This is a genomic window from Paenibacillus allorhizoplanae (assembly GCF_927798215.1).
Classification (GTDB): domain Bacteria; phylum Bacillota; class Bacilli; order Paenibacillales; family NBRC-103111; genus Paenibacillus_E; species Paenibacillus_E allorhizoplanae.
In genome coordinates, this window is the sequence record NZ_CAKMMW010000010.1 from 14,454 (window position 1) to 39,392 (window position 24,939).

Genomic DNA, 24,939 nt, shown 5'->3' on the forward strand with positions numbered 1-24,939 from the left:
AGCGAAGATTCATCGCTTGGGCTTTATTCTTAATATTAGTCTTCCTTCTTCTGCTGAAGGGCAGCGAGCAGCTTGTCTGCGAGGGAGTTCCCAACCCCGGCAGAGTCAGAGAACTGCTCGATTAGTTGGCGGTTGATCTTGGCTGTAGCTTTGCGACCGCCACCCCCCTTAGAATCGCCGTCGATTTTCTCAACGACATTGCAGGGACGGCATTGAAAATATTTGCCTGCTTTACCCGTGTGGATTTCCATCTTCTTATGGCACTGTGGGCATCTATGGTTCGTTAATTGCCCGTCAGCTTCACGTTTATAGGAACATTCACGACTGGAACAAACCAGATAACGTCCTCGTTTGCCTTTGACTTCCTGAAGGAATTCACCGCAATCGGGGCACTTACTGCCCGTTAAATTATGCGGTTTATACGCTGCAGAGCTGCGTTTGACCTCATCGACTAGCTCGGCAGCTTTCTTGCGAATGCCGCTGAGGAAAGCTTCCATGCTTCCTTTACCTTTGGAGATGCGCTCAAGTTCCTGCTCCCAGCGTGCTGTAAGCTCGGGTGAACGAAGCTCCTCGGAGGCAAGCTCGATGAGCTGTGTGCCCTTGCCGGTAGGGATGAGCAAGGAGCCTTGGCGCTCAATCGTGTCAGAGGACACAAGCTTCTCAATGATATCGGCACGAGTTGCTGGTGTGCCAAGACCGAATTTCTCCATCTGCGACAGCAAGGAAGCCTCATTATGGCGAGAAGGCGGCTTCGTTTGGCGGCTAACTTGCCGAACGTTGCGAGCGGTAACTGCGTCCTTCTCAGACGCTTGGGGCAGCAGCTGCCCGGTGTCTTCCTCGGATTCATTGTCTTCCCGATCGGGATCGGTGAAATCGGTGGCCCCGTAGACGTCTTTCCAGCCGGCTTGCTTCACGACTTTGCCTGAAGCATAAAGCTTCTCTCCAGCGATTTCAATGGTAAGCTTCGTTTCATCGTAGCGGCAAGGACCGCTGAATAAAGCTAAGAAACGGCGAAGAATCAGATCATAGAGTCGGCGTTCATCTGCACTTAGCGTAGCAAGTGAGATGGCTTCACCTGTCGGAATAATGGCATGGTGATCGCTGACTTTGGTGTCGTCGACAATTCGCTTCGTGATGGTCAGCGGCTTGCGGATAAAAGGTGCCGCAAGCGCCGCATAAGGGCCAATAGCAGCTCCTTTCAAACGGCCAAGCAAGGTTGGTACCATATCGGAGGTCAAATAACGCGAATCGGTTCGCGGGTAAGTGACCAATTTGTATTGCTCATAAAGCCGTTGTAGGACATTCGATGTCTGCTTCGCGGAGAAGCCGAATTTACGGTTCGCGTCGCGCTGCAGCTCCGTCAAATCATAAGCCAGCGGATGCGGGATCTGCTTCTCGGTCTTATTCACCTGCACGATGCGGCCGCTCTGGCCTTGCAGCTTGGCTTTCAAGCTATCGGCGCGCTCGCGGTCAAAGATACGCGAGTCGCCGGTCTTCGGGTCCCGCCACTGGGCGCGGAAGGACCCAAGCTCGGCTTCGATCAACCAATAGTCGACGGACCGGAAATCACGGATTTCCGCCTCACGGTTGATCATCATCGCCAGCGTGGGCGTCTGCACGCGCCCAGCGGATAACGACGCGCCGAACTTGCTGGTCAGCGCGCGGGTTACATTGAGGCCGATGAGCCAATCGGCCTCGGAACGACAGACGGCTGCTTGATACAGCCGGTTGTAGTCGGTGCCAGGCTTCAGCTGCGCGAAGCCTTCGCGAATGGCCTGATCCGTCTGCGACGAGATCCAAAGCCGTTTGAACGGCTTCTTCCAGCGGATCAGCTCCATAATCCAGCGCGCGACGAGCTCGCCTTCGCGCCCGGCATCGGTTGCGATGACCAGCTCCGACAGGTCGCCACGGCGGCTGAGATGCTCGATCGCACGAAACTGCTGCGAGGTTTCTTTCATGACTTTGAGCTTCATTTTGCCAGGGATAATGGGCAGATCTTCAAGGTTCCATGTCTTGAACTTGGGATCGTAATCATCGGGCTCAGCGAGCGTTACGAGGTGGCCAAGTGCCCAGGTAACGACATATTTGGCACCTTCGAAGTGGTGTTTTTGCTTCTGGTTACAGCCCAGTACACGAGCAATTTCTTTGGCTACACTTGGTTTTTCAGTCAGTACAAGAATTTTCATGGGGGCATTTACCTCTTTTCTACATACCAAATAGCATAAGCGAAAGGGGTCTACTTTTCAAACGGATAATCTTTCGAAATATTTGTACTTTTATGCCGAAAATCAGCGAAATTTGTCTATTTTCATCCTAATATAAGGTATAATGGACATACATAGAATAAAAAGGGGGGAAACCTCGATGGGGCGTTTGTTTTCTCTTTTTTCCGATCACACCATTAAAACAAGACTTCAACTCTGGATAAGCGCGATTATTTTGTTGCTGGCTTTTTCAATCATCGTTCCTTTTTACTTTATAGAGAAGAGCAATCGGTTAGAAGAAGCTAGGGTTCAACTCAAACAAGTGATTGCGTTACAGAGCTTATATATCGAACGCTGGAATCAGGAAAAGTTGGACGCGATTAAACGTTTCGCGCTTTCAGATAATGCCAAGTTCCATCGCATTGGCGATTTGAAACGGGAGTTTCAAGACTATGCAAAGGTGAATTCGGAGTTTTATTCGATTACATTTGTTGAGCCGGATGGTAACATCCGCACAGATAGGACTTCGATTTATGTGGGCGATCGTGAGTACTACAGGCTCGGGAAGGAAAAGAAAAGCTTAGTTTCGGGTGTCGTGATGTCGAAAGATAATGGCGCACCAGTGATTACATTCTCTTCTCCGGTACTTGGCGATCACGGTGAATTCAAGGGGATTGTGCTGGGGATTGTTACACTGGAAATGTTGAACAAACTGATGGCTCAGCTTAGCTTCGGGGATACGGGGGAAGTCTATGTGCTGGATGATGAAGGCAACATTGTAACAGCCTCAAACCGCGCAGAGAATAGTACAATTATACAACCTGTTACATCGGAAATTTATCAACGTGCTGTGTCGAATAGTAAGGATCATAGTGCGTATATTGGTTTCCGAGGAGAGAGCGTATATGGTCAGTATAGATGGTCACAGGGTAAAAACTGGCTTGTTGTTGGGGAAATTACCCAGAAAGAAATTTTTCGAAAACTAAATGAATTAAGTATGACGATTATTATCATTTCCTTGATTGCACTGCTTCTCAGTGTCGCGGCTGCGGTGATGATTGCCTCCAAGATTGAGAGACCGATTCGCTATTTGCTGCGTGCCACGAAGATCATTCAGAAGGGGAATTATGATTATCAGATCAATGTGGATAAAATTAGAAAAGCTCCCGTGGAGCTGCGACAATTAGTGGCTACATTCAATCTGATGTCCGATCGTTTGAAATCTAACATTTCGTTGCTGGAGCATTCGGCATGGATGGATCAGTTGACAGATGTTCATAATCGACGCTATATGATGCTAGAAGGCAATAAGCAATTGCAGTCTTGTATTTACTCCGGACAGACCTGCTCTGTCTTGATGATGGATATTGATCATTTTAAGAAAATTAATGACACGTATGGTCACTTGGTTGGTGACGGTGTTCTCCATCACGTCGCGAGTATCCTAAGACGGTATGCGGGAGAGGATGCGATTGTGGCAAGGTATGGCGGCGAAGAGTTTATTCTGTTATTACTGCGGAAGGATGCGCAAGAGAGCGCTGCAGTAGCTGAGGAATTACGAAATATTATATTAGAAGAACCCTTTAGCAAAGAGTCGTTAACGGTCAAAATAACTGCAAGCATCGGAGTCGCAGAGTACTCACCGACATTGGAATACGGAACGATGGTGCTGGAAGATATGGTTTCTAGGGCAGACCATGCGCTGTATCGCGCTAAGTCAGGCGGAAGAAATCGTGTCGTAGTTGACACCAAAAGGTTGTATGATGAAGATGATCATGTATAAATATGACCCGGAGGTGTGCTATGAAAGGGAGAACGGCGATTGTTGCGGGAGGATCTGGCTTAGTCGGCAAGGAACTGATCAAACAGCTATTGAACGATTCGGACTATGATAGGATCATTGCATTAGTTCGTAAGAAAATGGATCTAGATCTGCCGAATGGACAAGGGAAACTAGAACAGCGAGTGATTGATTTCGCTAAGCTGGGTGAGAGTCTGAAGTCCTCGGAATTCGCGCGTGCTCATGTCTACTGTACCCTAGGAACAACGATCAAAAAAGCAGGCTCGAAACAGCAATTCCGCAGAGTAGACCGAGACTATCCCCTCATGCTAGCTGAAGTGGCGAGCAAGGGACAAGCAGATAGCTTCGCCATTGTGACAGCGATGGGAGCAGACCGCACATCCTCCTTTTTCTACAATCAGGTAAAGGGAGAAGTGGAAGACAAGCTGCGGGGGATGCGACTTCGCGCGCTTCACTTGCTTCGGCCTTCTCTCATTCTTGGTAACCGTGGGGAGTTCCGATTAGGTGAGAAACTGGGAGGCATCGTTTCGCGGGCCATTGCTCCGCTAATGACGGGTCGTCTTCGCAAGTATCGTCCCATTCATGCACGAACGATTGCTACAGGCTTAATAAGAGCCGCGAAATCGGGGAAAACAGGCGTTCAGGTGTTGAGCTCGGATCGGATCGCCTCGATTGCGAGTAGATGATCGGCTAGTACAGCCGCGTGACTGCCTCAGCTCCACGAAAATGGGAGTGGTACTCGGTTTGCGTTTTTGATAAGATTAGTGTCGTTCATTATTAATGTGCTAAATGAGTATAGAAAGAAGGTTCACACCATGATTGATCATATTGTCCTTGTTAAATTTGCAGAAACAACTACGCAAGAGCAGCTGCAAGAGGTAGTTGAACGTTTCAAAGCGCTTCGTTCTCATCTGACAGGTATCGTTGATATCCAAGCGGGTATTAACTTCTCCGAGAAAAATCAAGGCTTCCAAGTCGTACTTTCCGTTCGTTTTGAAGATAAAGCTGCATTGGCAGCTTACGGTCCGAACCCGGAGCATCAGGCAGTAGCCGCGTATATTCGTGAAGTTGGCCGTGTGGACAGCTTAATCGTGGATATTGAGATTTAGAGGAAATGTATTGGCGTTTCCGTGGAAAGACTTAAAATAAAGAGAAAATCCAGCTATCTTCCTATTTTCGATGAAATTAGGCAGTAATAGCTGGATTTTTTTTGAGTTATACACTTCGAAGCTCTTTCCGATATACAGAAGGTGCTGAACCGCTCCACTTGTGAAACTGCTTTGAGAAGTATAGGGCATCATTGAAGCCGACGGAGGAGGCGACTTGATCAATGGTCATGGCTGTTGTCATCAGTAGCTGCTTGGCCCGTTCCATCCGGATGTTGAATAGATACTGCATCGGAGATAATCCGGTGGATTGTTTGAACATTTTGCACAAATAGGTGCGGTGATACCCCAAGCTGCGAGCGAGATGCTCGATGGAGACCGATTGTGTGTACTGCAATTCTAAATAGCGAATAGCTTGTCCGATCTGGCGTTGGATATCGGTTTCAATCGCTGGCTTGGCAGAAATATGGCGCGTGTTCACCCGTCCAAGCTCGCGAAGAAGAAGGCGCAGCCAACCCTCAGCTTCCAGCTCTTCTAACTGGGGAAAAGAGGTCTGGCTGAAGCATGCGCGCAAATGTCGGTAAAAGTGACGAATGGTGCGCGGATTATTCCCCGATACCACGGCTTGCTGTGGGGAAACCCCGATTTGTGAAAGTAGTGAATCGACGGATCGACCAGTGGAGGCAACCCAGACATAGTGCCAAGGTGTAGTACTATCTGCTGTATACGAAAATAACTCACCTGGATAAATAATAAAGGTATCTCCTGTAGAGCAAGCATAGGTTCGCTGACCCATTTCGAAGGTGCCTTTCCCCGAGAGAACTGTATGCATCAAGTAATAATCGTGAACGGCAGGTCCCATTTTGTGTTGGGGGTTGGGCTTGCCTTCGCCGCTGAAAAGGACAGATAAGTCTGGATTGCTATGTAAAGGATTAATGCTTATGTCGAAGTAAGTATGATCTGGTTGCATAGTAGCCTCACTTTGTTTTTTACATGTAGCGTAATCCAAAAAACTACAAATGTCCATATTAGAGTTGTTTCAATCCATATTTTTCAAATCGGGCTTGCGCTATAGTAAGGATATGTTAATAGATGAACTATTGGAGGAGAATCTCACATGTCCAAAATTACTTTTTTAGGTGCAGGAAGCACGGTTTTTGCAAAAAATGTACTAGGTGATTGTTTGCTTACCCCCGCGTTGCAAGGCTATGAAATCGCTCTCTTTGATATTGATCATGAAAGGTTACAAGATTCTGCTAACATGCTGAATAACATCAAGAAAACGAGTGGAAGTACGTCCACTATTAAAGCGTATACAAACCGTAAAGAGGCTTTGAGTGGCGCCAAATTCGTGGTAAACGCGATTCAAGTAGGTGGCTATGATCCATGTACGATTACGGATTTTGAAATTCCGAAAAAGTACGGTTTGCGTCAAACGATTGCCGATACGGTCGGGATTGGCGGTATTTTCAGAAACTTGAGAACGATTCCCGTTATGCTGGATTTCGCTGCGGATATTCGTGAAGTGTGTCCAGATGCGCTGTTCCTCAACTACACAAATCCGATGGCTGTTTTGACAAATGTAATGAACACGTATGGCGGTGTGAACACAGTTGGTTTGTGTCATAGCGTGCAAACTTGTGTACCGGAGCTATTTAAACACTTGGAAATTGATCAAACTGGGGTCAAAGCGAAAATCGCTGGGATCAATCATATGTCATGGCTGCTTGAGGTGTCCAAGGATGGTGTCGATCTCTATCCGGAGATTAAGAAACGCGCGGCTGAGAAGCAAAAAGAGAAGCACAAAGACATGGTTCGCTACGAAATGATGTTGAAATTCGGCCATTATATTACGGAGTCTTCTGAGCATAATGCTGAGTACCATCCGTATTTCATCAAGCGGAATTACCCAGAGCTCGTGGATCGCTTCAATATTCCATTGGATGAGTATCCGCGTCGTTGTATTGATCAAATCAGTCGCTGGAAACAAATGCGTGAGGACCTTGTGAACGATGCGAATTTGACGCATGTACGTTCACATGAGTATGCTTCGTACATTTTCGAAGCGATCGAGACGGATGTTCCGTTCAAAATCGGCGGGAACGTCATGAATACCGGCTTAATCACGAACTTACCGCGCGAAGCTGTTGTGGAAGTGCCATGTTTGGTTGACCGTAACGGTGTAACACCTACTTACGTAGGGGATCTGCCACCACAGCTGGCGGCGCTGAACCGCACGAATATCAACACGCAGTTGTTGACAATTGAAGCAGCAATTACAGGTAAGCGTGAGCATATTTATCACGCAGCTATGCTGGATCCGCATACCTCAGCTGAGTTGTCGATAGACGATATCATCGCAATGTGCGATGAGTTGATTGAGGCTCATGGCAAGTGGTTGCCAGCGTATAAGTAAGAAATTTGGTCGTGGGGATGATGGTCCCCGCGGCCTTTTTTTATGAAGGTGGAAGGGCTATCTCTAGACGGGGCTGTCTTTCATGCCTCGACAGGTGGCAGGCGCCACGTTTAACTGGAAAATCTACAGCTAAATTCGCGTTTCACGGATGAAAATTACAATTAGATGGAAAAAAGGTAGTTGTTTTCATCATATTTGCCTGATCTGATGAAAATGGTTGGAATTAACTACATATTTTCCAGTTATTTGATAATAAAGAGGGAATATCGAGGATTTAACTGTACTTTTTCCCTCTAATTGGCTGATCGGGGGCATTAGCAGCTATAACAGCTGGTGGAAGACGAGACAAAGAGGCGGTGGCTTGGGAAATTAAGTGGAATAGGAGTAGTAAAGGTAAAAAGCAGGCAAGGAGCAGAATAGTAGGAGAATGCATGGTCTAGGAGTAGCTAGGAGGAGCAGGAAGTGATCGTCATCAACGCAAATAAGAGCGGATGATCCGCTCTTATCACATCAACTGGCTCGCTCTACCCACCAAACGCATCGCGAAATGCTTCTTTTAAGGTTTCCAATTCGACGTTCCATATAGGAGCGATCTCGGGGCCTACGTGTTCGCCAAACCAATCGGCGAGCAATCGACGATTGCTGCCATTCTCGACGATGAAGGGGAGATTCAGCATCACTTTTTTCACGTAGATAGTTTCAGCGGACTTGAGTTGCTCGGGGGTGAGCCAAATTTTGAGCCGCTTCACTGTTCGATATAACTCCTTGTTGCATGCTCTCCGAATGGCACGAGCGTTGGGAAGTTGCTGTTTATGTCGTTCACTTTGTTTCTGATACACCATACAGGGATCGACGCTCCTCTCTCTGTTATGTGTATGCACAGAGAGGGCGGAGAGCGACTCGAGACAAGGACCTACAGCGCCCAAGTTCGTGGCAGAAGAGGAGTCTCGCTCACTTGGAGTGATATAGGCGCAAACAGTATGCAGCATGGTATGTTTTTAAATGCACAACTATTTCTCCAACACCACAGAATGCCTCACCTTACGCGGCTCCATATAGCTCATCAGCGCTGGCAGCAGCATGCCTCGAACGAGGAAGGTGTCGATGAGAATACCAGCAGCCATCGCAAAACCAAACAGCAGCAGCTCCTGCAACGGCTGCGTCATTAAGACACAGAAGGTCGCCGCCAGCACGATGCCGGCGGAAGAGATGACGCCGCCCGTTAACGCCGCGCCGCGTTGCACAGCCTTTCGCCAAGGATGGCGCTGCGCTTCCTCTTGCACCCTAGACACCAAAATGATGTTATAGTCTACGCCTAACGAGATGAGGAAGATAAAGGTATACACGGGCAGACGGTAGCTGAAGGCATCGTGTCCAAATCCGAAATGAAACACACTCCAGACCACTCCCATTGTAGCTGCGTAGGACAGCAACATGGTAGCCATCATGGTAAGCGCCAATCGTAGGGAGCGGGCTTGCCAGATCAGCATGACGGTAATCAATAACGTAATGAGTGAGAAAATAACCAACGTATCCCGCTTATTCAGGGTACGGACATCAAGCTGCTCCGCCGTTTGGCCTGCGTAATGCAGGGCGTACTGACCGGTCTCGAATCCACTCTGCCCAAGCAAGGCATCGCTATCCTTGCGTAAGCCGGAGATCACCTCTAGGGCAGCTTGATTATAGGGATTCATCTTCAAAATCAATTGAAACTTCATCGTATGCTTAGGTAAATTGGCATTCGCAGAAGTGAACTCAACTTGATTGACCCCCGGTGTTAGCGAACTAATCCCCTCATGCTCCCGGATAAGTCCGGTTAGTGTATTCATTTTGCTAATAAAAGCCTCATCCCAAACGATTTCCTTCTTTGAGTCCAAAAGAACAGTGACTGGCGCTAATTGCCCAGGGGGGAACTGCGCCTCCAACGTGTCAAAGCCTTGTCTAGAAGAAATATCGCTAGGAAAGGATTTCATGAGATTAAACGAATAGCGCATGCCTAGTGTAGATAACGCAGGTGCCACCAGAACGATAATGAGAACAAGAGCGGTTATCCGCGGCTTTGAGGTAACGCGAGTACTGACCCAAGCCCAGAAGCCGCGAGGCTCTTCATTCACAAGAACCGCGTCATCCGTACGTGGAATAAACGGCCAGAAAGCTTTTCGCCCAATTAAGGCAAACATTGCAGGAATCAGCGTCAGTCCACCGAGCAAAATAACCACCATCGCGATGGAGAAGACAGGTGCAAAGTTATGATAGGGCTTGAATACAGCTGCAAATAACGTGAGCATGGCAATGAGAACGGTGCCGCCGCTGAAGAAAATCGGTTCAGCCACGTTGGAGAAAGCCTTCGACATCGCCTCGTACTTAGAATCAGTTGTCCGCAGGGCGGAACGATAGCGCGCAATAATAAATAAGCAGTAATCGGTCAACACAGCGAAAAGCAAGATCATCATGATGGAAAGGGACTGCTTCTCGACGAAAATCCAGCCCATCTTGCCTGCTAAGCCTATGACTCTATCGACAACTGCATACACCATGCCTGCGATAATCAAGGGTAATAAGGCCAACAGGGGTGATCGATAGATGACGATTAAAATGATGAGAATGATACCGAGTGTAGCAAGCATTAGCACAAAATCGGCTTTTTTGAAGAGCATAATGGTATCGGATGAGATACCTGCGGGACCTGTGATGTCAAGCTTCATCGTCCCTAAACCAATCTGATCCGACGTTTGACGAATCTGTTCGAGCGTATCATAGACAGGACCAGATGCCAGATCCTTCTGGAGGGAGAGCGTTAACAAGAGCGTTGTACGATCAGCGGAAAATAAGAGCTCTTGCTGCGCGGCGGGCATTTGATGGAAGGGTATAGAACGCGTGACGTATGACGGCTTCTGATCAGAAGACAGCCACGCACTGATACTAGTTATAGCGCCACGTTCAGCATCCGTGATAGGGTGCTCGGAATGGAACACGAGGATGGCAGTTAAGCCGTCCGAGGAAGGATAGGCCTCTTGTAATAACTGTTTAGCTTCTTCCGATAGTGTATGGCCAGCTAAGCTGCCTTCACCGCCGCTTTGGGCGACTTCTTTGGAAGATGGCGCAAATGCGCTTAATAAAAGGATGGCAGCAAGCCAGCTGATGAGTACGATTTTGACACCTTTGGAACTGCTTACGAACTGGGCAAGACGTGATAAAGCATGTTTCATGGCAGGTTCAATCCCCTCTCCTAAATCTACTTCAAATAGTAGGAGAGGAATATGAACGGATGATGAATGCAAGATTACATTCGGGGCAGGTGGACAGTGAAAGTTGTCCCTTTGCCGAGCTCACTCTGCACATGAATACTGCCACCGTGCAGTTCGATAATTTTTTGAACAATCGATAAACCAAGGCCCGTGCCCGTACTGGCGCGGTTTCGGGAGCGATCCGCTTTGTAGAAGCGGGTGAAAATATGAGGTAGCTCCGACTCCGACATGCCAATCCCTGTGTCGCTCACCACGACGGTGACCTCCATCTCTGAGGACTGAATCGCAATGTGTAAGGCGTCATGAGGACGAGCGTATTTGATACCATTCGTAATAAGGTTAAGCCAAACTTGATGCATCAATTGGTGGTCGGCCGAGACATCAGTTTCCGGTAGATCTAGTTCGATGTCGAGTGCCTTTTCCGACCATTGCCACTCCGTATGAATGAGAATTTGGCGGATTTGTTCATCCAGCCGGTACATAGTGCGCTTAACTACATGACTCTCTTTATCTAATGAGGCTAGCGTTAGCAGCTGTTTACTGAGGGAGGACAATCGTTTGCTTTCGTCTAAAATGATATGAAGATAGCGCTCCTTCTCCTCTTCGGAGGTCGTCTGATCCAATATGGATTGGGCGAAGCCTTGAATCGAGGTTAACGGAGACTGGATTTCATGGGAGACATTGCCCACGAATTCCTGTCGCATAGCTTCTACCTGTTTGAGCGATTGCGCCATGTAGGTGAAATCTCGTGCAAGCTCCCCGATTTCATCTTGACGGGAAACATCCATCGTCATCTCGTAACTGCCGCCAACGATTCGTCGTGTGGCTTCTCGCAATCTTTTGACAGGCTTCACGATGAATTGGGAGAAAATAATGATAAGAACGATGCTGAACAGGAAGGTAAGTCCGAGCAGAAAAGCCATCAGCACGCGCACGCCGCCGATCTGCTGTTCCAGATTAGGCCGAACAAACAAGGCATACGTTTTCCCCTGCACCTGAACAGGGACACCGATGCTGTTGCGCAGGCTATTTTCAAAATAGCCGATCACCATCAGAACATGCCGCTCTTGCAGCATCCCACGGTACGTTTCGCCAGCTAAAACACGCTGAATCTGTTCCGGATCGAACTGCGTATGTTTATATGGCGTCCCATAGAAGGTCCCTGCCATCTGGTCATTCACGACATACAACTGGAACCCCATATTGGCGATATGAGTGAAATACGTGGCAGGCTCGACGTTGGGCATTTCTTCATAAAGAGAGCGGATTTCGGTCGTGATTTTCCAAATTTGTTCCTCGTTCTGATCCCTTAATTTCGTTAGATAATACCAATTCGAAAGAAAGAGTGCGAGTACCGAGCTGACCATGGCGATGAGAATAAACGTAACAACGATGCGAAAATATAATGTTTTCACCCTTCCGTCACCTCAAGCTTGTAACCAAGTCCTCTCACTGTCGTAATCATAAAGTCATTTGTTTTCTCATAAAAACGCTCCCGCAGTCGCTTGATATGAACATCGATGGTTCGGCTGTCACCTTCATAATCCGTGCCCCACAGCATGTGAATCAGCTGCTCACGCGTAAAAATGCGCCCTGGATGACTCGCCAATTGGGCGAGCAGCTGAAATTCTTTGAGCGGCAGCAGCAGCGTTTCTCCTGCGATCGTGACTTCATAGCTTTTGCGGTTGATGACCGTTTGACCAAGTGTAATCATCTCCGAAGAAACCAACTGGTATCGCCGCAATAAAGCACGCGTACGGAAGAGCAGCTCTTTCGGCTCGAACGGCTTTACTACGTAATCATCGGTGCCTGAAGCAAAGCCACGTTCTTTATCTTCAATCTCACCTTTGGCTGTCACAAGAAGAACCGGAATATCGTAGTGCGCGCGGATTTCCGCACATAGCTCCAAGCCGTCACGCAGCGGCATCATGACATCAACAACGGCGAGATGGATTTGTTCGGTTTCCAGCAGTTTCGAAGCTTGCTCACCGTCACTTGCTTCAAAGACCGCATACCCTTCTTTGGAAAAAAGGAAGCGCATTAGTTCGCGAATATGGGCATCGTCGTCGGCGACGAGAATGTGTGTTTTCACAGGGGAAGCACCTTCTTCATTGGGAATCAATTGAGCTTGGCATCAGTGTAAACGAAAAAAAACCTTAATGCCACTTCTGATATCGAGTCGCCTGCTGGTGACGATTCGAAGAGCAGAAGGAAGCATAAGGTTTCGCTGAAATAAAACAGAACCAGGGAGGTTTCTAATAGACCTCGATATAGCCGATCATCGGACCATTATGCGCCATATCGGTATGCGTCATACAGATGAGGCGATACGTCCCCGCTTGGCCCGCGGTAAAATGAACGATGGTTTCTTTGCCTTTTTTGATCTCACCGCTGATATTGAGTCCTTCGATGAAAAAGGGGTGACTCTCGCCATTGATGCCAAGGATGCTAAGCTTGATGCGCTCGCCTTTCTTAACGGGAATGGAGCCGGGATCCCAGCGGTAAGCCTCGATGGTTTTGCCATCAGCTGTGGTGGATTTGAACTCCCCAACAACCATGTGAATGGTGCGTTCTGATGTGGGTTCACCTAAGGTTGGCAGGATGTTTTCCCGATTTAGATACACCCAACCGATAAGAATGAGTAGAAGTGCGGCTGATAGCTGATAAAAATGTTTGCGTTTGACAATCCATACTCGGGACATAGGGTCCGCCTCCTGTACAAGGGTCTTGTACATCTTATGCGGAGGCTTGTCAGCGCATGAATTGGAATTGCACAGACCGTGTCACCACCACTTCGTGGGGTAGTGGGCTTTGGTTGCCCGGTGATACCCGCAGGCAACGAGCACGATCAGCGCTGCGCCGAGCAGCACCGGCGTGAGCAGGAAGCTCCAGCCGGCGCCGGTGAGCATCACGAGCAGCGGGTCGGCGCCTGCGGGCGGATGCAGTGTGCGCGTCAGCTGCATGAGCGTGATAGCGGCGCCGACCGCGAGAGCGAGGCTCCACGCGTGCACGCCGAACGCGGTGAGGGCGCAGAGCCCGACGAGCGTGCTCAGCACGTGGCCGCCGATGAGGCTGCGGGGCTGAGCGAGCGGGCTCTGCGGGAGCGCGAAGGCGATGACGCAGGAGGCGCCGAAGGGGGCCATCAGCAGCGAGGTGCGAGCAAGGTCGCCGAGTAAGCTGCACAGCAGGATGGCGATGAAGCCGCCGATGCCGGGGAGGAGTTTGATGAACATGGGAGAGAGTTGTAGTCGAAGACGAGTGAACATGTGGGGGCCTCTTTTCTCTGTTGTTTTTCCCATTTTCTTTAATGGTTTTCTCATTTTCATATGGTATCATGAGAATATGTATTTGAATAACGAATGATTGCGATAGATGACATTTGATAATCCGATGGGTGGTGCGTTGGTTATGCTGGAACAACTGGATGGTCGAAGTATGAAAACCTTCGTTACGGTGATGGAGGAGAAAAGCTTCAGCAAAGCCGCGCTTAAGCTCGGTTATGTACAATCCACGGTGACGATGCATATTTTGCAGCTGGAGCAAACCTTAGGACAAGCTCTCTTTACACGGTTGCCGCGTGGCGTTGAATTGACAGCGGCGGGCCGAGAGGTGGCGCCTTTTGCGTATCGATTCTTGCAGTTGGGAGAATCCTTGCAGGAGAAACTAACGGGCTTACAGGAGCCCAAAGGTGTGGTGCGCCTGCGCGCGCTGGAATCATTCTGCGTGCCGCATCTACCGATGATGCTGCCGACGTTGTTCGAGCAGTTTCCGCACATACAGCTGCAGCTGGAAACGGGCTTTCAACGCGACATTATTCAGGAGGTGTCGGCGTACCGTGTGGATCTAGGCATTGTGCCGCGTGATCCTAAGGTGCGGAATCTCACTTTTATTCCGCTGCTCGCGGATGAATTGGTGTGGGTAGGGGCTCCGGCGCTAGTGAAGCGCATCGAGCTGGAAGGCTGGGAAGCGATCGCACAGACACAGGTCATTGGATTTGGCAGCCGCTGCATTTATCAATCGTTGGCTTCCCAGGTACTGATGACGGACAAAGGGCTCTCTACGTTTACCGAAATGGCCTTCGACAGTACGGAAATGCTCAAACAGACGATGATGTGCGGCATGGGCCTCTCCTTGCTGCCTGTCACTGCTGTTCAGAAAGAGCTTGAAGCGGGTCAGTTGCTTCGCGTTGCGTCGGAGACAGCGATTCCGTTGGAACATGGGCTGATTCACCGTGCTGGCAAAGAGCTCAGCGCACCTGTGGAAGCTTGTAAATCGCATATCTTGGCTTATTTCAGCAATGAGTTGCATACAAGTAGAGGATAGCGGCATGTCTATGATAGAATGTGGATGGGATTAGAATAGGCAACACGTACAAGTTAGACCTCATAGGGGAAGTATTAGGCATTTAACAGGAAAAACTACAGCTAAATATGAGGATTTCAACGGAATAATTAGTATACATGGAAAATAACCAGCTATTTTGCGGATAATAGGTAATTTCGAGAGGAATAGGCGAATTTAGATGGATAAAATCAAGCTATTCTCTTTCTTTTGCTCCTTTGGGCCCAATTAGATGTATTTTTTCCAGCTAAGTAAGTAGCGAATGTAAGGGAAAGTGAAACGAAGAGAGGGTTACGCATGCATGATTTGATTCAAAGTGTTTTGGTATATTTGGAAGGTTTGGGGTACTGGGGGATTTTCCTTGGACTCATGTTGGAGGTCATTCCAAACGAATTGCTTTTAGCCTACGCAGGGTATCTCGTATCCAAAGGTCAAATTAACTTCGTAGGTGGCATGGTTTGTGCGGTTATCGGGGGGACGTTGGCCCAAATCGTGCTATATTGGATCGGGCGTTATGGCGGCAGGCCTTTTCTGGAGAGATACGGCAAATACCTGCTGATCAGCAAGCATCATATCGATGTGGCGGAAAGCTGGTTTAATCGATACGGTACGGGTATGATTTTTACAGCGAGATTTATTCCGATTGTGCGTCATGCGATCTCATTGCCAGGCGGTATGGCGAAGATGCCTTTGGGGAAATTCTCCCTTTACACGGCATTAGCTTTAGTTCCTTATTCATTCTTATATATTTATTTGGGCATGAAATTGAAAGACAACTGGGAGACGATTGGCGAGTACGCGGGGCCTTATATTAAACCATTGATCATCGCTGCTGTCGTGCTGACGATCCTTTATGCGGGCTATCAATTTTATCTCAAAAGAAAAACGAAAGTCTAGAAGGTTGATTTGGCGGTTTCGCCTTGCTTTTGATACAATGAATGAGAAATAGGATGATCCTGGGAGGATGACAACGATGGGTGCAAATCTTGCTAGTAAACTGGGTACGGGCTTGAAGCCGAAACAGTTTATCGAAAGTATGGAAAAAAATAAAGAGCAATTCTTAGCGTATTATGATGGCTTTGCTTGGGACAATGAAGAGGATAAGGAATATTTCGAATCCCTTAACAATCGCGATGATCTTCGCTGCTTGATTATTGCTGCTGACTGGTGTGGCGACGTTGTTCGCAACGTGCCTGTTGTTTTCAAGGCTTTGGAAGATAGCGGCATTCCAACGGAAGTTCTTATCATTGAACAAAACTATGATGTCATTGATCAGTTCCTGACAGGCGGCGGACGTGGGATTCCAATCGTCGTATTCACGGATACTGGCGGCTTCTCACTTGGACACTGGGGACCTCGTCCGAAGAACGTGCAAGCGGTTATGACGCAATTCAAGAAAGAAAATCCAGATCGCGATGCGGCAGATTATAACGAAAAAATTCAAGTAGCCAGAGCCGAAATGGGTCGTCAATATGGCGAAGGTAACGGATATCATGCTGTTATTGTGAAGGAACTTCGTTCATTGATCGAATCGTTCTAAAAGGTGAGGGTGGCATCACGATGATCAACATTCAATCCTTCGTCCTGGGTCCGGTTCAGACGAACGCGTACTTACTGTCGAATCCAGAGACGAATCAAGGTATTATTATCGATCCCGGTATGAATCCGAAGTCGCTGATCAAAAAAATTGCCGACATGGACATCGTGGCGATTCTACTGACGCATGCGCATTTCGATCACATCGGTGGCGTTGACGAGATTCGTAAGCTCAAAGGCTGTCCGGTGTATATTCACGACCTGGAAGCCGATTGGCTGACGAATCCGAAGAAAAATGGCTCCGCTCGCTGGCCTGAACTTGGGACTTTAGTTGAGACGGATCCGGCAGAGTTCGCGCTGGATGAGGGGCAAGTGCTGGAGTTCCTAGGTATTAAGCTCAAGGTGTTCCACACCCCAGGGCATTCACCGGGCAGTGTGAGTTTACTATATGACAAACACCTGTTCAGCGGTGATGTGTTGTTTAAACTATCGGTCGGTCGTACCGACCTGCTTGGTGGAGACAACAATACCCTGCTGGATTCCATCCAGGATAAGCTGTTCCTGCTAGATGACGACGTCATCGTCTATTCGGGGCATGGCGCCAAGACGACGATTGGCTTCGAACGTGAGAATAACCCATACGTGTAATTATTTGAAGGACTGCTCCCTCTGATGAGGGGGCGGTCCTTTTTGTGTTATATGGATGGGGAAGAGGAGTAAGTCGAAATAATCGAGTTGCAGGATGAGCAAGTGGAGATGTAGCTGTTGTAAGTCGAAATATTCGACTATCTCCTGATTATGCTCGTTCGCCCATGACACCCACCCAATTTATTTATAAACTGGGTATTTACCGTGTGCAACGTAGGTGCTTCCCCATAGACTGATGTTGTAAGCTATTCACCCAACTCCAACAATAACCTTTGAGTTAACCGTAAGCTTGAGAAAGTCCCTTTGGGGAAAATTTGAAGGAGGTGCTCTTCCATGGAATATGTTAAAGTCCCGAATTACCCAATGCAACCAATGCCAATGCCAACCCCGATGCCAATGCCAATGCCTACACCGCTTCCAGCGCCAGCGCCAATTATGCAACAACCGATGCACAATAATATCCACCTGCACGCGTCCTACCAACAAACTGAATTTGTGTTCCCGAAACCGGTTCACACGCAAGCTGTTGCTTGTCCTCCGAAAAACAATTCAGCCGCTAGTATCCTAGTACTTTTCATTTTGTTAGTAATTATTACACGCAGCATTTGTAGATATTAATTTACGGATTGCTCGGGTAAAAAGAGAGGTAATCCCGCAGGACCTAGGGGTCTTGGTGGGGTTGCCTTTTTGGGTGTGTGAAAAAAAGGATTGTCTATTACGATGAAGTCATGTACAATTCGTCATGATTACAAACAATTTCATAAACTAGCTTAATAGGTGCTTTCTGCTGAATCTAGCGGAAGCTTAATAGGGAAGTTCGGTTCAATTCCGATGCGGTCCCGCCACTGTAACGCTGAGCTAACAATCATAGCCACTCTCGATAACAAGAGGGGAAGGAGATTGTACAAGCGATGAAGCGAAGCCAGGAGACCTGCCTGATAAGTATTTTATTTTTTTTCTCACGAGGATGGGAGGAAGATGTTTCTTTGCATTTGCCAAAAAGAATGGTTAGTCGTTAGATTAACACGATTCTTACAAAGACATCTTTCCTCTGGAACTCGGGGAAGGGTGTTTTTTTTGTTTATCCACTATTTTAAGGAAGATGAAGGTGATTAGTTTGTTCCGTTTGATGAAAAAAGGTGTTTCAGCACTATTAAGTTTGGCTCTCATTACTTTATTAATCGTCCCGCAATCTGCGAGAGCAGTCGATGCAAATCCAAGTACGAAATTGGATACTATGATCTCGGATACCGTCTCATTTTATGAGCAAAATCGGTCTGAACTCAATTCTTGGTGGCAGATGGTGGCGCTATGGGGATCAGGGGAAGATCTGCATAGTAGCAAATGGACGCTGCCTTCTTGGGAACAAAGTGATCCTGGCGATTTACTAGAAACAGATAGTAGTACATACCATATCAATTTAATTTTTGGTTTGTTGGCTATGAATCTCGATCCCTCTCACGCATGGGAAACCAATCGTAATTTGTATAAAGAGTTAGCAGCACAGCAAGATCCTTCAACGGGTTCCTTCGGTGGTTCTAATCGACAGATTTGGGCGATGCTTGCTCTGGATACAGGCAAGAAAAGGGGACATAACGTTGGGAGCTGGAACGATGCAGCCAAAGAAAAAGCGTTAAGTTATTTACTTAGCTTACAGTTGTCTGATGGCGGGTTTGCTTTCTTTGGAAGTGAATCAGATACAGACATTACAGGAATGGCGTTGCTTGCACTTGGTAATTATCAATCCAATAGCGCAGCAGCAGCTGCAATAGTACGCGCAAAAACGTTATTGAAGCAAAGGCAGTTAGACAATGCTGGGTTTAATTCCGCGGGTCAATGGGGTTACGGCGACAACTCGAACAGTTGGGCCACATCGGTATCAGGTTTGGTCGCAGTTGGAGAAGACATGTTGTCCGCAAATTGGTTGGTTAAGGGTCAAACTGTTGTTGATGCGGTGTATAGTTTCCAACTGCCAAATGGAGCTTTTACTTGGAAAGTAGATGAACCTAGCCAGAACTTAATGGCAACAGAACAAGTGTTAATCGCACTAACAGATATTCAGCAGGGTAAATCAGTTTGGCAACGTTTGGCGGATAAGCCAAATCTAACTACCGTACAAATAAACGTTAATGGTATTAATAGTCCGATACTGCCACAACAGTCGATAACTGCAGCAGTCTATGGCAGTCAGCCAACGGCCATGGATGCTTTGAAACAAGTACTTGAGAAGTCCAACATCAACTTTGTCATTCAAAACAGTAGTTATGGCCCCTATCTCTCCTCAATTGCAGGTCAAGCTGCAGGAACTCTTGGCGGATACGACGGTTGGATGTACAAAGTTAACGGGGTATCACCGCAAGTCGGTGCAGCAGATTATATTTTAAATGACGATGATATCGTTACGTTTTATTATGGGCGCTGGCCTTCCATTGCGATCGCTTCGAAAACGAATATCGGAACGCTAAACCCGAGCTTGCAGATTAAGCTAGTTGGCGATACGTTCACCTCTGGTGCTAATATAGCAGCGGGTTGGAGCTTCGATCCTGGCACTACAGGTTTGACGATTGATCATATAACGCAAGAAAGCAACCAACAAAATATTACTATTACATTTGCAGGTCAAGGACAACAAGGGACGCTAACACTCAAAGCATTACCTGCAGCTTTGGTCAGTAGTTCGGCAAGTAATAAATTGACCATTCATAATGTGAGCACTTCGGGTGATCAGATTGTCAATGTTGGCGCAAATGAGTCCAATGTAACCTTTTCGACCGATGAAAATGATCCAGCCACGAACAAAATTACTCTTTCATTCACGACACCATTTTTGCCAGAGGTTATTGCTAAACGAGGCAGTACGGAGTTGGACATACCGGCTTATACAGAAGTTAAATCAGTTGCGTGGAATAATAAGATTCAATTGCCAAGCATTCTGAGTACAACCGATAATTCCGTAACGAATAAAGTGAACGGAGTACTAACCAGCAGCGGTAGTAGACTAGACAGTATCGATTCACGCATTAAAGTGGGTGGTGATAGCCGCATCCAGTTTAATCAACACGTTACACTGAAATTGAAGGGGATGGGTGATCGTAACGCCGGTTTCATAGATGAAAACGGTAATTTCACTGCAATACCTAAATATGACAACAGCAACTATCGAAACGATGATGTGTATGCTTACAGTGAGAATGGCGATTTAATTATTAAAACGAAGCATTTCACGGAGTTCTTAGCCTTTAAATCGACGTTAGTAACAGCGCCTGGTCCTGGTGGTGGACCTGGACCTAGTACTACACAAAAGGTTACACTTTCTGTTGAAAAACGCTCTCTGGGTGAAGGAGATATCATTGCTCCAATAACGGTTACCTTGCAATCTGGCGATACAGCGTTTACGTTGCTACAACGAGTACTTGGCACCCAAAGTACAGCTCTGTCTTATACAGGTTCAGGTGCAAGCATCTATGTACAATCGATTGATCACTTAGGGGAGTTTGATAAAGGACAGCTAAGTGGCTGGATGTACTCCGTTAACGGGGTCTTTCCAGAATACAGCGCGGGTATCTACACATTACAGAATAACGACGTTCTTCGTTGGCAGTACACGAAAGATCTTGGAAAAGACATTGGTAATGCCTATACCCCGCCAGTAGGAGGGGGTAGTGGTAACGTTGTTAACCCTAATAACCCTGGTAAGCCAGCGGAACCTACCGAAGAGACCAAAACAACACTGGCTACAAAATATGAAGATGCTGTTGCTATTTCCAGTTGGGCACTGGAAGCTGTAGCTAATGTCACTACCTTGGGATATATGGAAGGTACCGGAACTAATTTCGAGCCGAAACGCGAATTAACAAGAGCAGAGTTTGCGGCACTCATAGTCCGTTATACAGGAAGTGAGTTAGTAACTGGTGAGTCAGATTTTGACGATGTTAGCACAGAAGATTGGTATTTCAAGTATATCGTAACCGCGAAATCGAAGGGATTGATCACAGGGATTTCAGCCCATGCCTTCGCACCGAATCAAACGATTTCCAGACAGGAAATGGCTGTAATTCTGGGTCGTTTACAAGGTATTGCGATGGAGGGACAGCTAGCGGTTGACCTTAAAGACCAATCATTTGTTGCTGACTGGGCATTACCATACGTTAATCAAGCTATTAAATCCGGATTATTGACAGAGGATAACGGATATTTCAACCCGTTGCTTCCTGTAACCAGAGAGATGGTCGCAGTGGTTATTATGAGACTGCACGAGCAGAAAAAGTAGAACGGACTTTAACGAAGAAGGGGAGAAATCCTCTTCATTCCCGGTCGGATGCAATTGCGCATTTGGAAGTAAAAAACAGCACCCCCATGGTTATAAATTAACCATGGAGGTGCTGTTCTTTTTTTTTTACGAAACTAACCCATACTTCTCTTTTATTCGATCTAATTTTTCAAGCATGGGTCTTGCTAGGAAATATAGGAATATGACAGTGGCTATGGCATGAATCAAATCGAAGGGAACTCCTCGAATACACGCAAGTATAAGTGCGCCAATTGTGGGTTTTGATCCTGTCATTACGACGGATGAGAAATTCATGATTATGCCATAAATGAGAAATGTCGCTGATCCTCCAAACAAACAAAGAGCAATTCTGTTTCTACGTAAAATTCCTTTTCGAAACAGTGCACCAGCAAGAAATCCAATAATCCCGAAAGCGAACATTTGCCAGGGTGTCCAAGGCCCTTGACCAAAAAAGTAATTCGATACAAAACCTGTGACTGCACCGACTAGAAAGCCGGTTTCAGCTCCTAATGCGATACCGGAAAGAATAACAATCGCAACAACTGGTTTAAATTGAGGAACCATGAAGAATGCCATTCTGCCAGTTACACCAATCGTACATAGCACCGCTATGACCACAAGCTCTCTTGCCTGGGGCTTTCGCCCCTCAAAAATCATCATAAAAGGCAGCAGGGTTTCCAAAATGATAAGCATGCTGACAAAGTAGTATTTTCTATCGTCCAGATAATAAATGCCAAACCAAATGGTTAACGGAATTAATAAAAGAATCATGAGCATGGCAGTCAATGTGCGTTTGGAGAGGCTTCTGTGTTCGACTGGTGTTTGCTCATTAGGGATTGATATGCTTGAAATATGGCTATGTTTACGGAACGATGGAGGTAGTTGCACCTTTGGTTTTGTGTCCACCATATGCATTTCTTCATTGCCATTAAAGGCCTTAATGATGTCATTGGTTGTAATGGCTTTTGGAATCAAATCTCTGGCCATTCGGCTTGCAGAAGTCGTATAAAAGCTATTTCCAGCAAAGAATTCCTGGGGATTGCCCTCGGATACGATCGCCCCGTCAAAGAACATCGCACACCTGTCAGCAAAGCTAGCGCAAAACTCGATGTCATGACTGACCATAACAATGGTAGTTCCTTGTTGTTTTAAATTGATTAAAATTTCGGCAAACATCAATTTGTAATGTGCGTCTAGACCTTTCGTCGGTTCGTCCAACAGAAGAATGGCAGGCTGAAGAAGTAAGATCTTAGCAAGAGCGGCACGTTGTTGCTCCCCTCCAGACAAATCATAAGGATGTCGGTCGAGAAGTTGCTGTAACATACATAACTCTGAAACTTCATCGATACATTGTTGCCTATATGGCATGTCCATCTTGATGTCGGATAGCATCTCCAAAAGATCAGCTTGAACTGTTTTTTGTACAAAAAGTGCTTGTGGATTTTGAGGGAGAACGCCAAGGAGTCCACTGAATTTCTCACTGTCCGAATACTTGTCAATGGGTTTTCCATTTATCAGGACAGTTCCACGATAATGTTTGCGAAGTCCAGCTATCAGAGAAAGGGTGGTTGTTTTACCCGTTCCATTACCACCAACAATTGCATAAATTTCACCTGGAAATGCACGTAAGCTCAGGCCTTTCACCACATCAGGGGAACTTTTTTCATATTTAAACCATATTTCGTTTAGCTCAATTGTCGGTTCTGCCCTTCGCACTGGCATGTCAGCGGTTCGAATGTCTTTCTTGAATGTGTGATTCTGTGCAAGTAAATGTAAGAATTCTCTACCTTCACGGACTGTAATGGGGCAAGGGAGCTGGTTCTCAATTCTTGCATACACACGCATGGGAGTGGGCATCGCATAAAACATGTCGTGCTGCATATCCCGAAGTTGTTCACCGACTTCCTTCGGTGTTCCAGCTATGAGTATTTCACCATTATCCATCACAATTGCGCGATCTGACAGCGGAAGGACCTCTTCGAGTCGATGCTCGGATATGAGAATAGTGACCCCAAGTTCTCGGTTGATTTTCCCAATGGCAGTTAGAAATTCTGCTGCAGCAATAGGATCGAGTTGACTGGTAGGTTCATCCAATATCAATATTTTTGGCTGCATGGTCATAATGGAAGCCAGATTCAACAGCTGCTTCTGACCGCCTGATAATTCGGTAACTGGTTTATGAAACCACTCTTGTATGCCGAAGAAGCTGGCCATTTCCGCAACACGCCGCCGAATCTCGGGGGTGTCGTAACCAAGGCTTTCAAGACCGAAAGCAAGCTCATGCCAGACCTTGTCTGTTACAATCTGGTTGTCAGGAGACTGTAGGACATAGCCTATTTGAGCGACTTGCATACGTCTGTCTAGATGTTCAAGGGGCATCCCATCAAATAAAATCTCCCCACTTCGTGTTCCGTGCGGTGTTAGATCTGTTTTCAAATGTCGCAAGAGGGTTGATTTGCCACAACCTGACTTACCGCAGATGGTTATAAATTCGCCTTGTTTTATAGTCAAATTAACGTCATGTAGCGCATTCCTAATGGATCCTGGATAGGAGAATGTCACTTGTCGGATTGTAAAGATTTCCATTTGTTATCCTCCGAAATGTTGATAATAAGCGGTATTGCGCATAGGAATGCATATGTCAGAAAGACACTTATACTGTAAGCAGAGAGCCCTGCACTTCGCATCGAAGGGAAGTACCGGAAATACATGGCTTTCGCAACGGCTCCTATCAGGATATAACCTCCGCTTACAACTAGCGTGATTAGTGCAGTTTTATCGCGGCTATCCAAAGTAAATATGGAAAACGCGGTTCTTCCCTTTAGTCCGTACCCTCGGCTTTTCATCGAATCTGCTGTTTCAATGGCATTCTCAAGCATCCAGGTCACCATGATAGATAGAATCCGAATACCATGCTTGATTCTATGAATGAGACTACCCGTGGATATATCCCGACCGATACATTTTTGTGCATTGGAAACGATGATAAACTGAGCCTTAAACCGGGGTACAAAACGAAGCACCATCGAAAAAATGAGCGATAAGGCGGGGATAAGTTTCCCGAACAAATAAATAAATTTATCAGAAGTCATCACAGCGTTATAGCAAGAAAACCAACAGATAACGGAAATGAACATGGTTGCTGCTGCAAGACCATAGGTAATAGATTCTAGGGTTAGCGGATTTCCGTTATGCAAGTACGTTAATATCGTAACGCCTTCGTGATTAAAGGCAGGATTGATTAATGCAGTTATGACAAGAAAAGGGAGCATATAGAGAAAGTTGAACTTGATTGCTTTCTTTCCGTTCAGATAGATGGAATAGGCAAAGGAGAAGCTAAGAGAAATA

At 46.9% G+C, this 24,939-nt stretch carries 20 protein-coding genes and 1 riboswitch; of the genes, 10 read left to right on the top strand and 10 right to left on the bottom strand.

The window, feature by feature from the left end; all coding sequences use genetic code 11:
• Positions 1 to 35: 35 nt before the first annotated feature.
• Positions 36 to 2,186, bottom strand: a complete 2,151-nt coding sequence (locus L6I86_RS17535) for a DNA topoisomerase III (protein ID WP_236289097.1) — start codon at positions 2,184 to 2,186, stop codon at positions 36 to 38.
• 178 nt (positions 2,187 to 2,364) lie between these two features.
• Between L6I86_RS17535 and L6I86_RS17540 the strand changes: the two genes are divergently transcribed.
• The 3 genes from L6I86_RS17540 to L6I86_RS17550 all read left to right on the top strand — a co-directional run bounded on the left by L6I86_RS17540 (position 2,365) and on the right by L6I86_RS17550 (position 5,114).
• Complete coding sequence (locus tag L6I86_RS17540; protein WP_236289099.1) at positions 2,365 to 3,987, top strand: sensor domain-containing diguanylate cyclase; 1,623 nt, start codon at positions 2,365 to 2,367, stop codon at positions 3,985 to 3,987.
• A 20-nt stretch (positions 3,988 to 4,007) separates the two neighbouring features.
• The gene (locus L6I86_RS17545) at positions 4,008 to 4,691 is read left to right on the top strand and encodes an NAD(P)H-binding protein (protein WP_236289101.1); all 684 of its coding nucleotides are present in this window, start codon (positions 4,008 to 4,010) and stop codon (positions 4,689 to 4,691) included.
• Positions 4,692 to 4,820: 129 nt separating this feature from the next.
• Positions 4,821 to 5,114 carry a Dabb family protein gene (locus tag L6I86_RS17550; RefSeq protein ID WP_236289103.1) on the top strand — a complete coding sequence of 98 codons (294 nt, stop codon included), beginning with the start codon at positions 4,821 to 4,823 and terminating at the stop codon, positions 5,112 to 5,114.
• Positions 5,115 to 5,220: 106 nt separating this feature from the next.
• Here the strand turns inward: L6I86_RS17550 and L6I86_RS17555 are convergent, their stop codons facing one another.
• On the bottom strand, positions 5,221 to 6,081 hold the full coding sequence (locus tag L6I86_RS17555) for an AraC family transcriptional regulator (protein ID WP_236289105.1): 861 nt from the start codon (positions 6,079 to 6,081) through the stop codon (positions 5,221 to 5,223).
• Between the two features lie 147 nt (positions 6,082 to 6,228).
• Here L6I86_RS17555 and melA point away from each other — a divergent pair, with 147 nt between their 5' ends.
• Entirely contained in the window at positions 6,229 to 7,527 is a 1,299-nt protein-coding gene (melA, locus tag L6I86_RS17560) for an alpha-glucosidase/alpha-galactosidase (protein WP_236289107.1), read from the top strand.
• A gap of 524 nt (positions 7,528 to 8,051) precedes the next feature.
• Here melA and L6I86_RS17565 read toward each other — a convergent pair.
• The 6 genes from L6I86_RS17565 to L6I86_RS17590 all read right to left on the bottom strand — a co-directional run bounded on the left by L6I86_RS17565 (position 8,052) and on the right by L6I86_RS17590 (position 14,041).
• Entirely contained in the window at positions 8,052 to 8,276 is a 225-nt protein-coding gene (locus L6I86_RS17565) for a dehydrogenase (RefSeq protein ID WP_338113421.1), read from the bottom strand.
• Positions 8,277 to 8,537: 261 nt separating this feature from the next.
• Positions 8,538 to 10,736, bottom strand: a complete 2,199-nt coding sequence (locus L6I86_RS17570) for an MMPL family transporter (protein ID WP_236289109.1) — start codon at positions 10,734 to 10,736, stop codon at positions 8,538 to 8,540.
• 74 nt (positions 10,737 to 10,810) lie between these two features.
• Positions 10,811 to 12,190 (bottom strand): sensor histidine kinase, encoded by a 1,380-nt coding sequence (locus tag L6I86_RS17575; protein ID WP_236289110.1) that lies wholly within the window; start codon positions 12,188 to 12,190, stop codon positions 10,811 to 10,813.
• Positions 12,187 to 12,867, bottom strand: coding sequence for a response regulator transcription factor (locus tag L6I86_RS17580; RefSeq protein ID WP_236289112.1), 681 nt, complete (start codon positions 12,865 to 12,867; stop codon positions 12,187 to 12,189). Before L6I86_RS17580 ends, L6I86_RS17575 begins: the two co-directional genes overlap by 4 nt.
• Before the next feature lie 163 nt (positions 12,868 to 13,030).
• Positions 13,031 to 13,477, bottom strand: a complete 447-nt coding sequence (locus L6I86_RS17585) for a cupredoxin domain-containing protein (RefSeq protein WP_236289114.1) — start codon at positions 13,475 to 13,477, stop codon at positions 13,031 to 13,033.
• 81 nt (positions 13,478 to 13,558) lie between these two features.
• A complete protein-coding gene (locus L6I86_RS17590; RefSeq protein ID WP_236289116.1) occupies positions 13,559 to 14,041 on the bottom strand; it encodes an HPP family protein in 483 nt (160 codons plus the stop codon).
• Positions 14,042 to 14,147: 106 nt separating this feature from the next.
• On the opposite strand from L6I86_RS17590, the gene L6I86_RS17595 reads away from it, so the two are divergent.
• From L6I86_RS17595 to L6I86_RS17620, 6 genes are all read left to right on the top strand, one after another.
• Positions 14,148 to 15,098, top strand: a complete 951-nt coding sequence (locus L6I86_RS17595) for a LysR family transcriptional regulator (protein WP_236289118.1) — start codon at positions 14,148 to 14,150, stop codon at positions 15,096 to 15,098.
• Between the two features lie 315 nt (positions 15,099 to 15,413).
• Positions 15,414 to 16,013 carry an undecaprenyl phosphate transporter UptA gene (gene uptA / locus L6I86_RS17600; protein WP_236289120.1) on the top strand — a complete coding sequence of 200 codons (600 nt, stop codon included), beginning with the start codon at positions 15,414 to 15,416 and terminating at the stop codon, positions 16,011 to 16,013.
• A gap of 76 nt (positions 16,014 to 16,089) precedes the next feature.
• Positions 16,090 to 16,656 carry a thioredoxin family protein gene (locus tag L6I86_RS17605; RefSeq protein WP_056618420.1) on the top strand — a complete coding sequence of 189 codons (567 nt, stop codon included), beginning with the start codon at positions 16,090 to 16,092 and terminating at the stop codon, positions 16,654 to 16,656.
• A gap of 20 nt (positions 16,657 to 16,676) precedes the next feature.
• Positions 16,677 to 17,300: an MBL fold metallo-hydrolase gene (locus tag L6I86_RS17610; RefSeq protein WP_236289122.1), complete on the top strand. Its 624-nt coding sequence runs from the start codon at positions 16,677 to 16,679 to the stop codon at positions 17,298 to 17,300.
• Between the two features lie 333 nt (positions 17,301 to 17,633).
• A complete protein-coding gene (locus L6I86_RS17615; RefSeq protein ID WP_236289124.1) occupies positions 17,634 to 17,918 on the top strand; it encodes a hypothetical protein in 285 nt (94 codons plus the stop codon).
• 140 nt (positions 17,919 to 18,058) lie between these two features.
• Positions 18,059 to 18,253, top strand: a riboswitch (cobalamin riboswitch).
• A 149-nt stretch (positions 18,254 to 18,402) separates the two neighbouring features.
• Positions 18,403 to 21,570 (top strand): DUF4430 domain-containing protein, encoded by a 3,168-nt coding sequence (locus L6I86_RS17620; protein ID WP_236289126.1) that lies wholly within the window; start codon positions 18,403 to 18,405, stop codon positions 21,568 to 21,570.
• Between the two features lie 126 nt (positions 21,571 to 21,696).
• On the opposite strand, the gene L6I86_RS17625 is transcribed toward L6I86_RS17620, so the two are convergent.
• Together L6I86_RS17625 and L6I86_RS17630 are read right to left on the bottom strand one after the other, a co-directional pair.
• The gene (locus tag L6I86_RS17625) at positions 21,697 to 24,177 is read right to left on the bottom strand and encodes an ATP-binding cassette domain-containing protein (RefSeq protein WP_236289128.1); all 2,481 of its coding nucleotides are present in this window, start codon (positions 24,175 to 24,177) and stop codon (positions 21,697 to 21,699) included.
• Positions 24,150 to 24,863, bottom strand: coding sequence for an energy-coupling factor transporter transmembrane component T (locus L6I86_RS17630; RefSeq protein ID WP_236289131.1), 714 nt, complete (start codon positions 24,861 to 24,863; stop codon positions 24,150 to 24,152). Before L6I86_RS17630 ends, L6I86_RS17625 begins: the two co-directional genes overlap by 28 nt.
• Positions 24,864 to 24,939 lie beyond the last annotated feature (76 nt).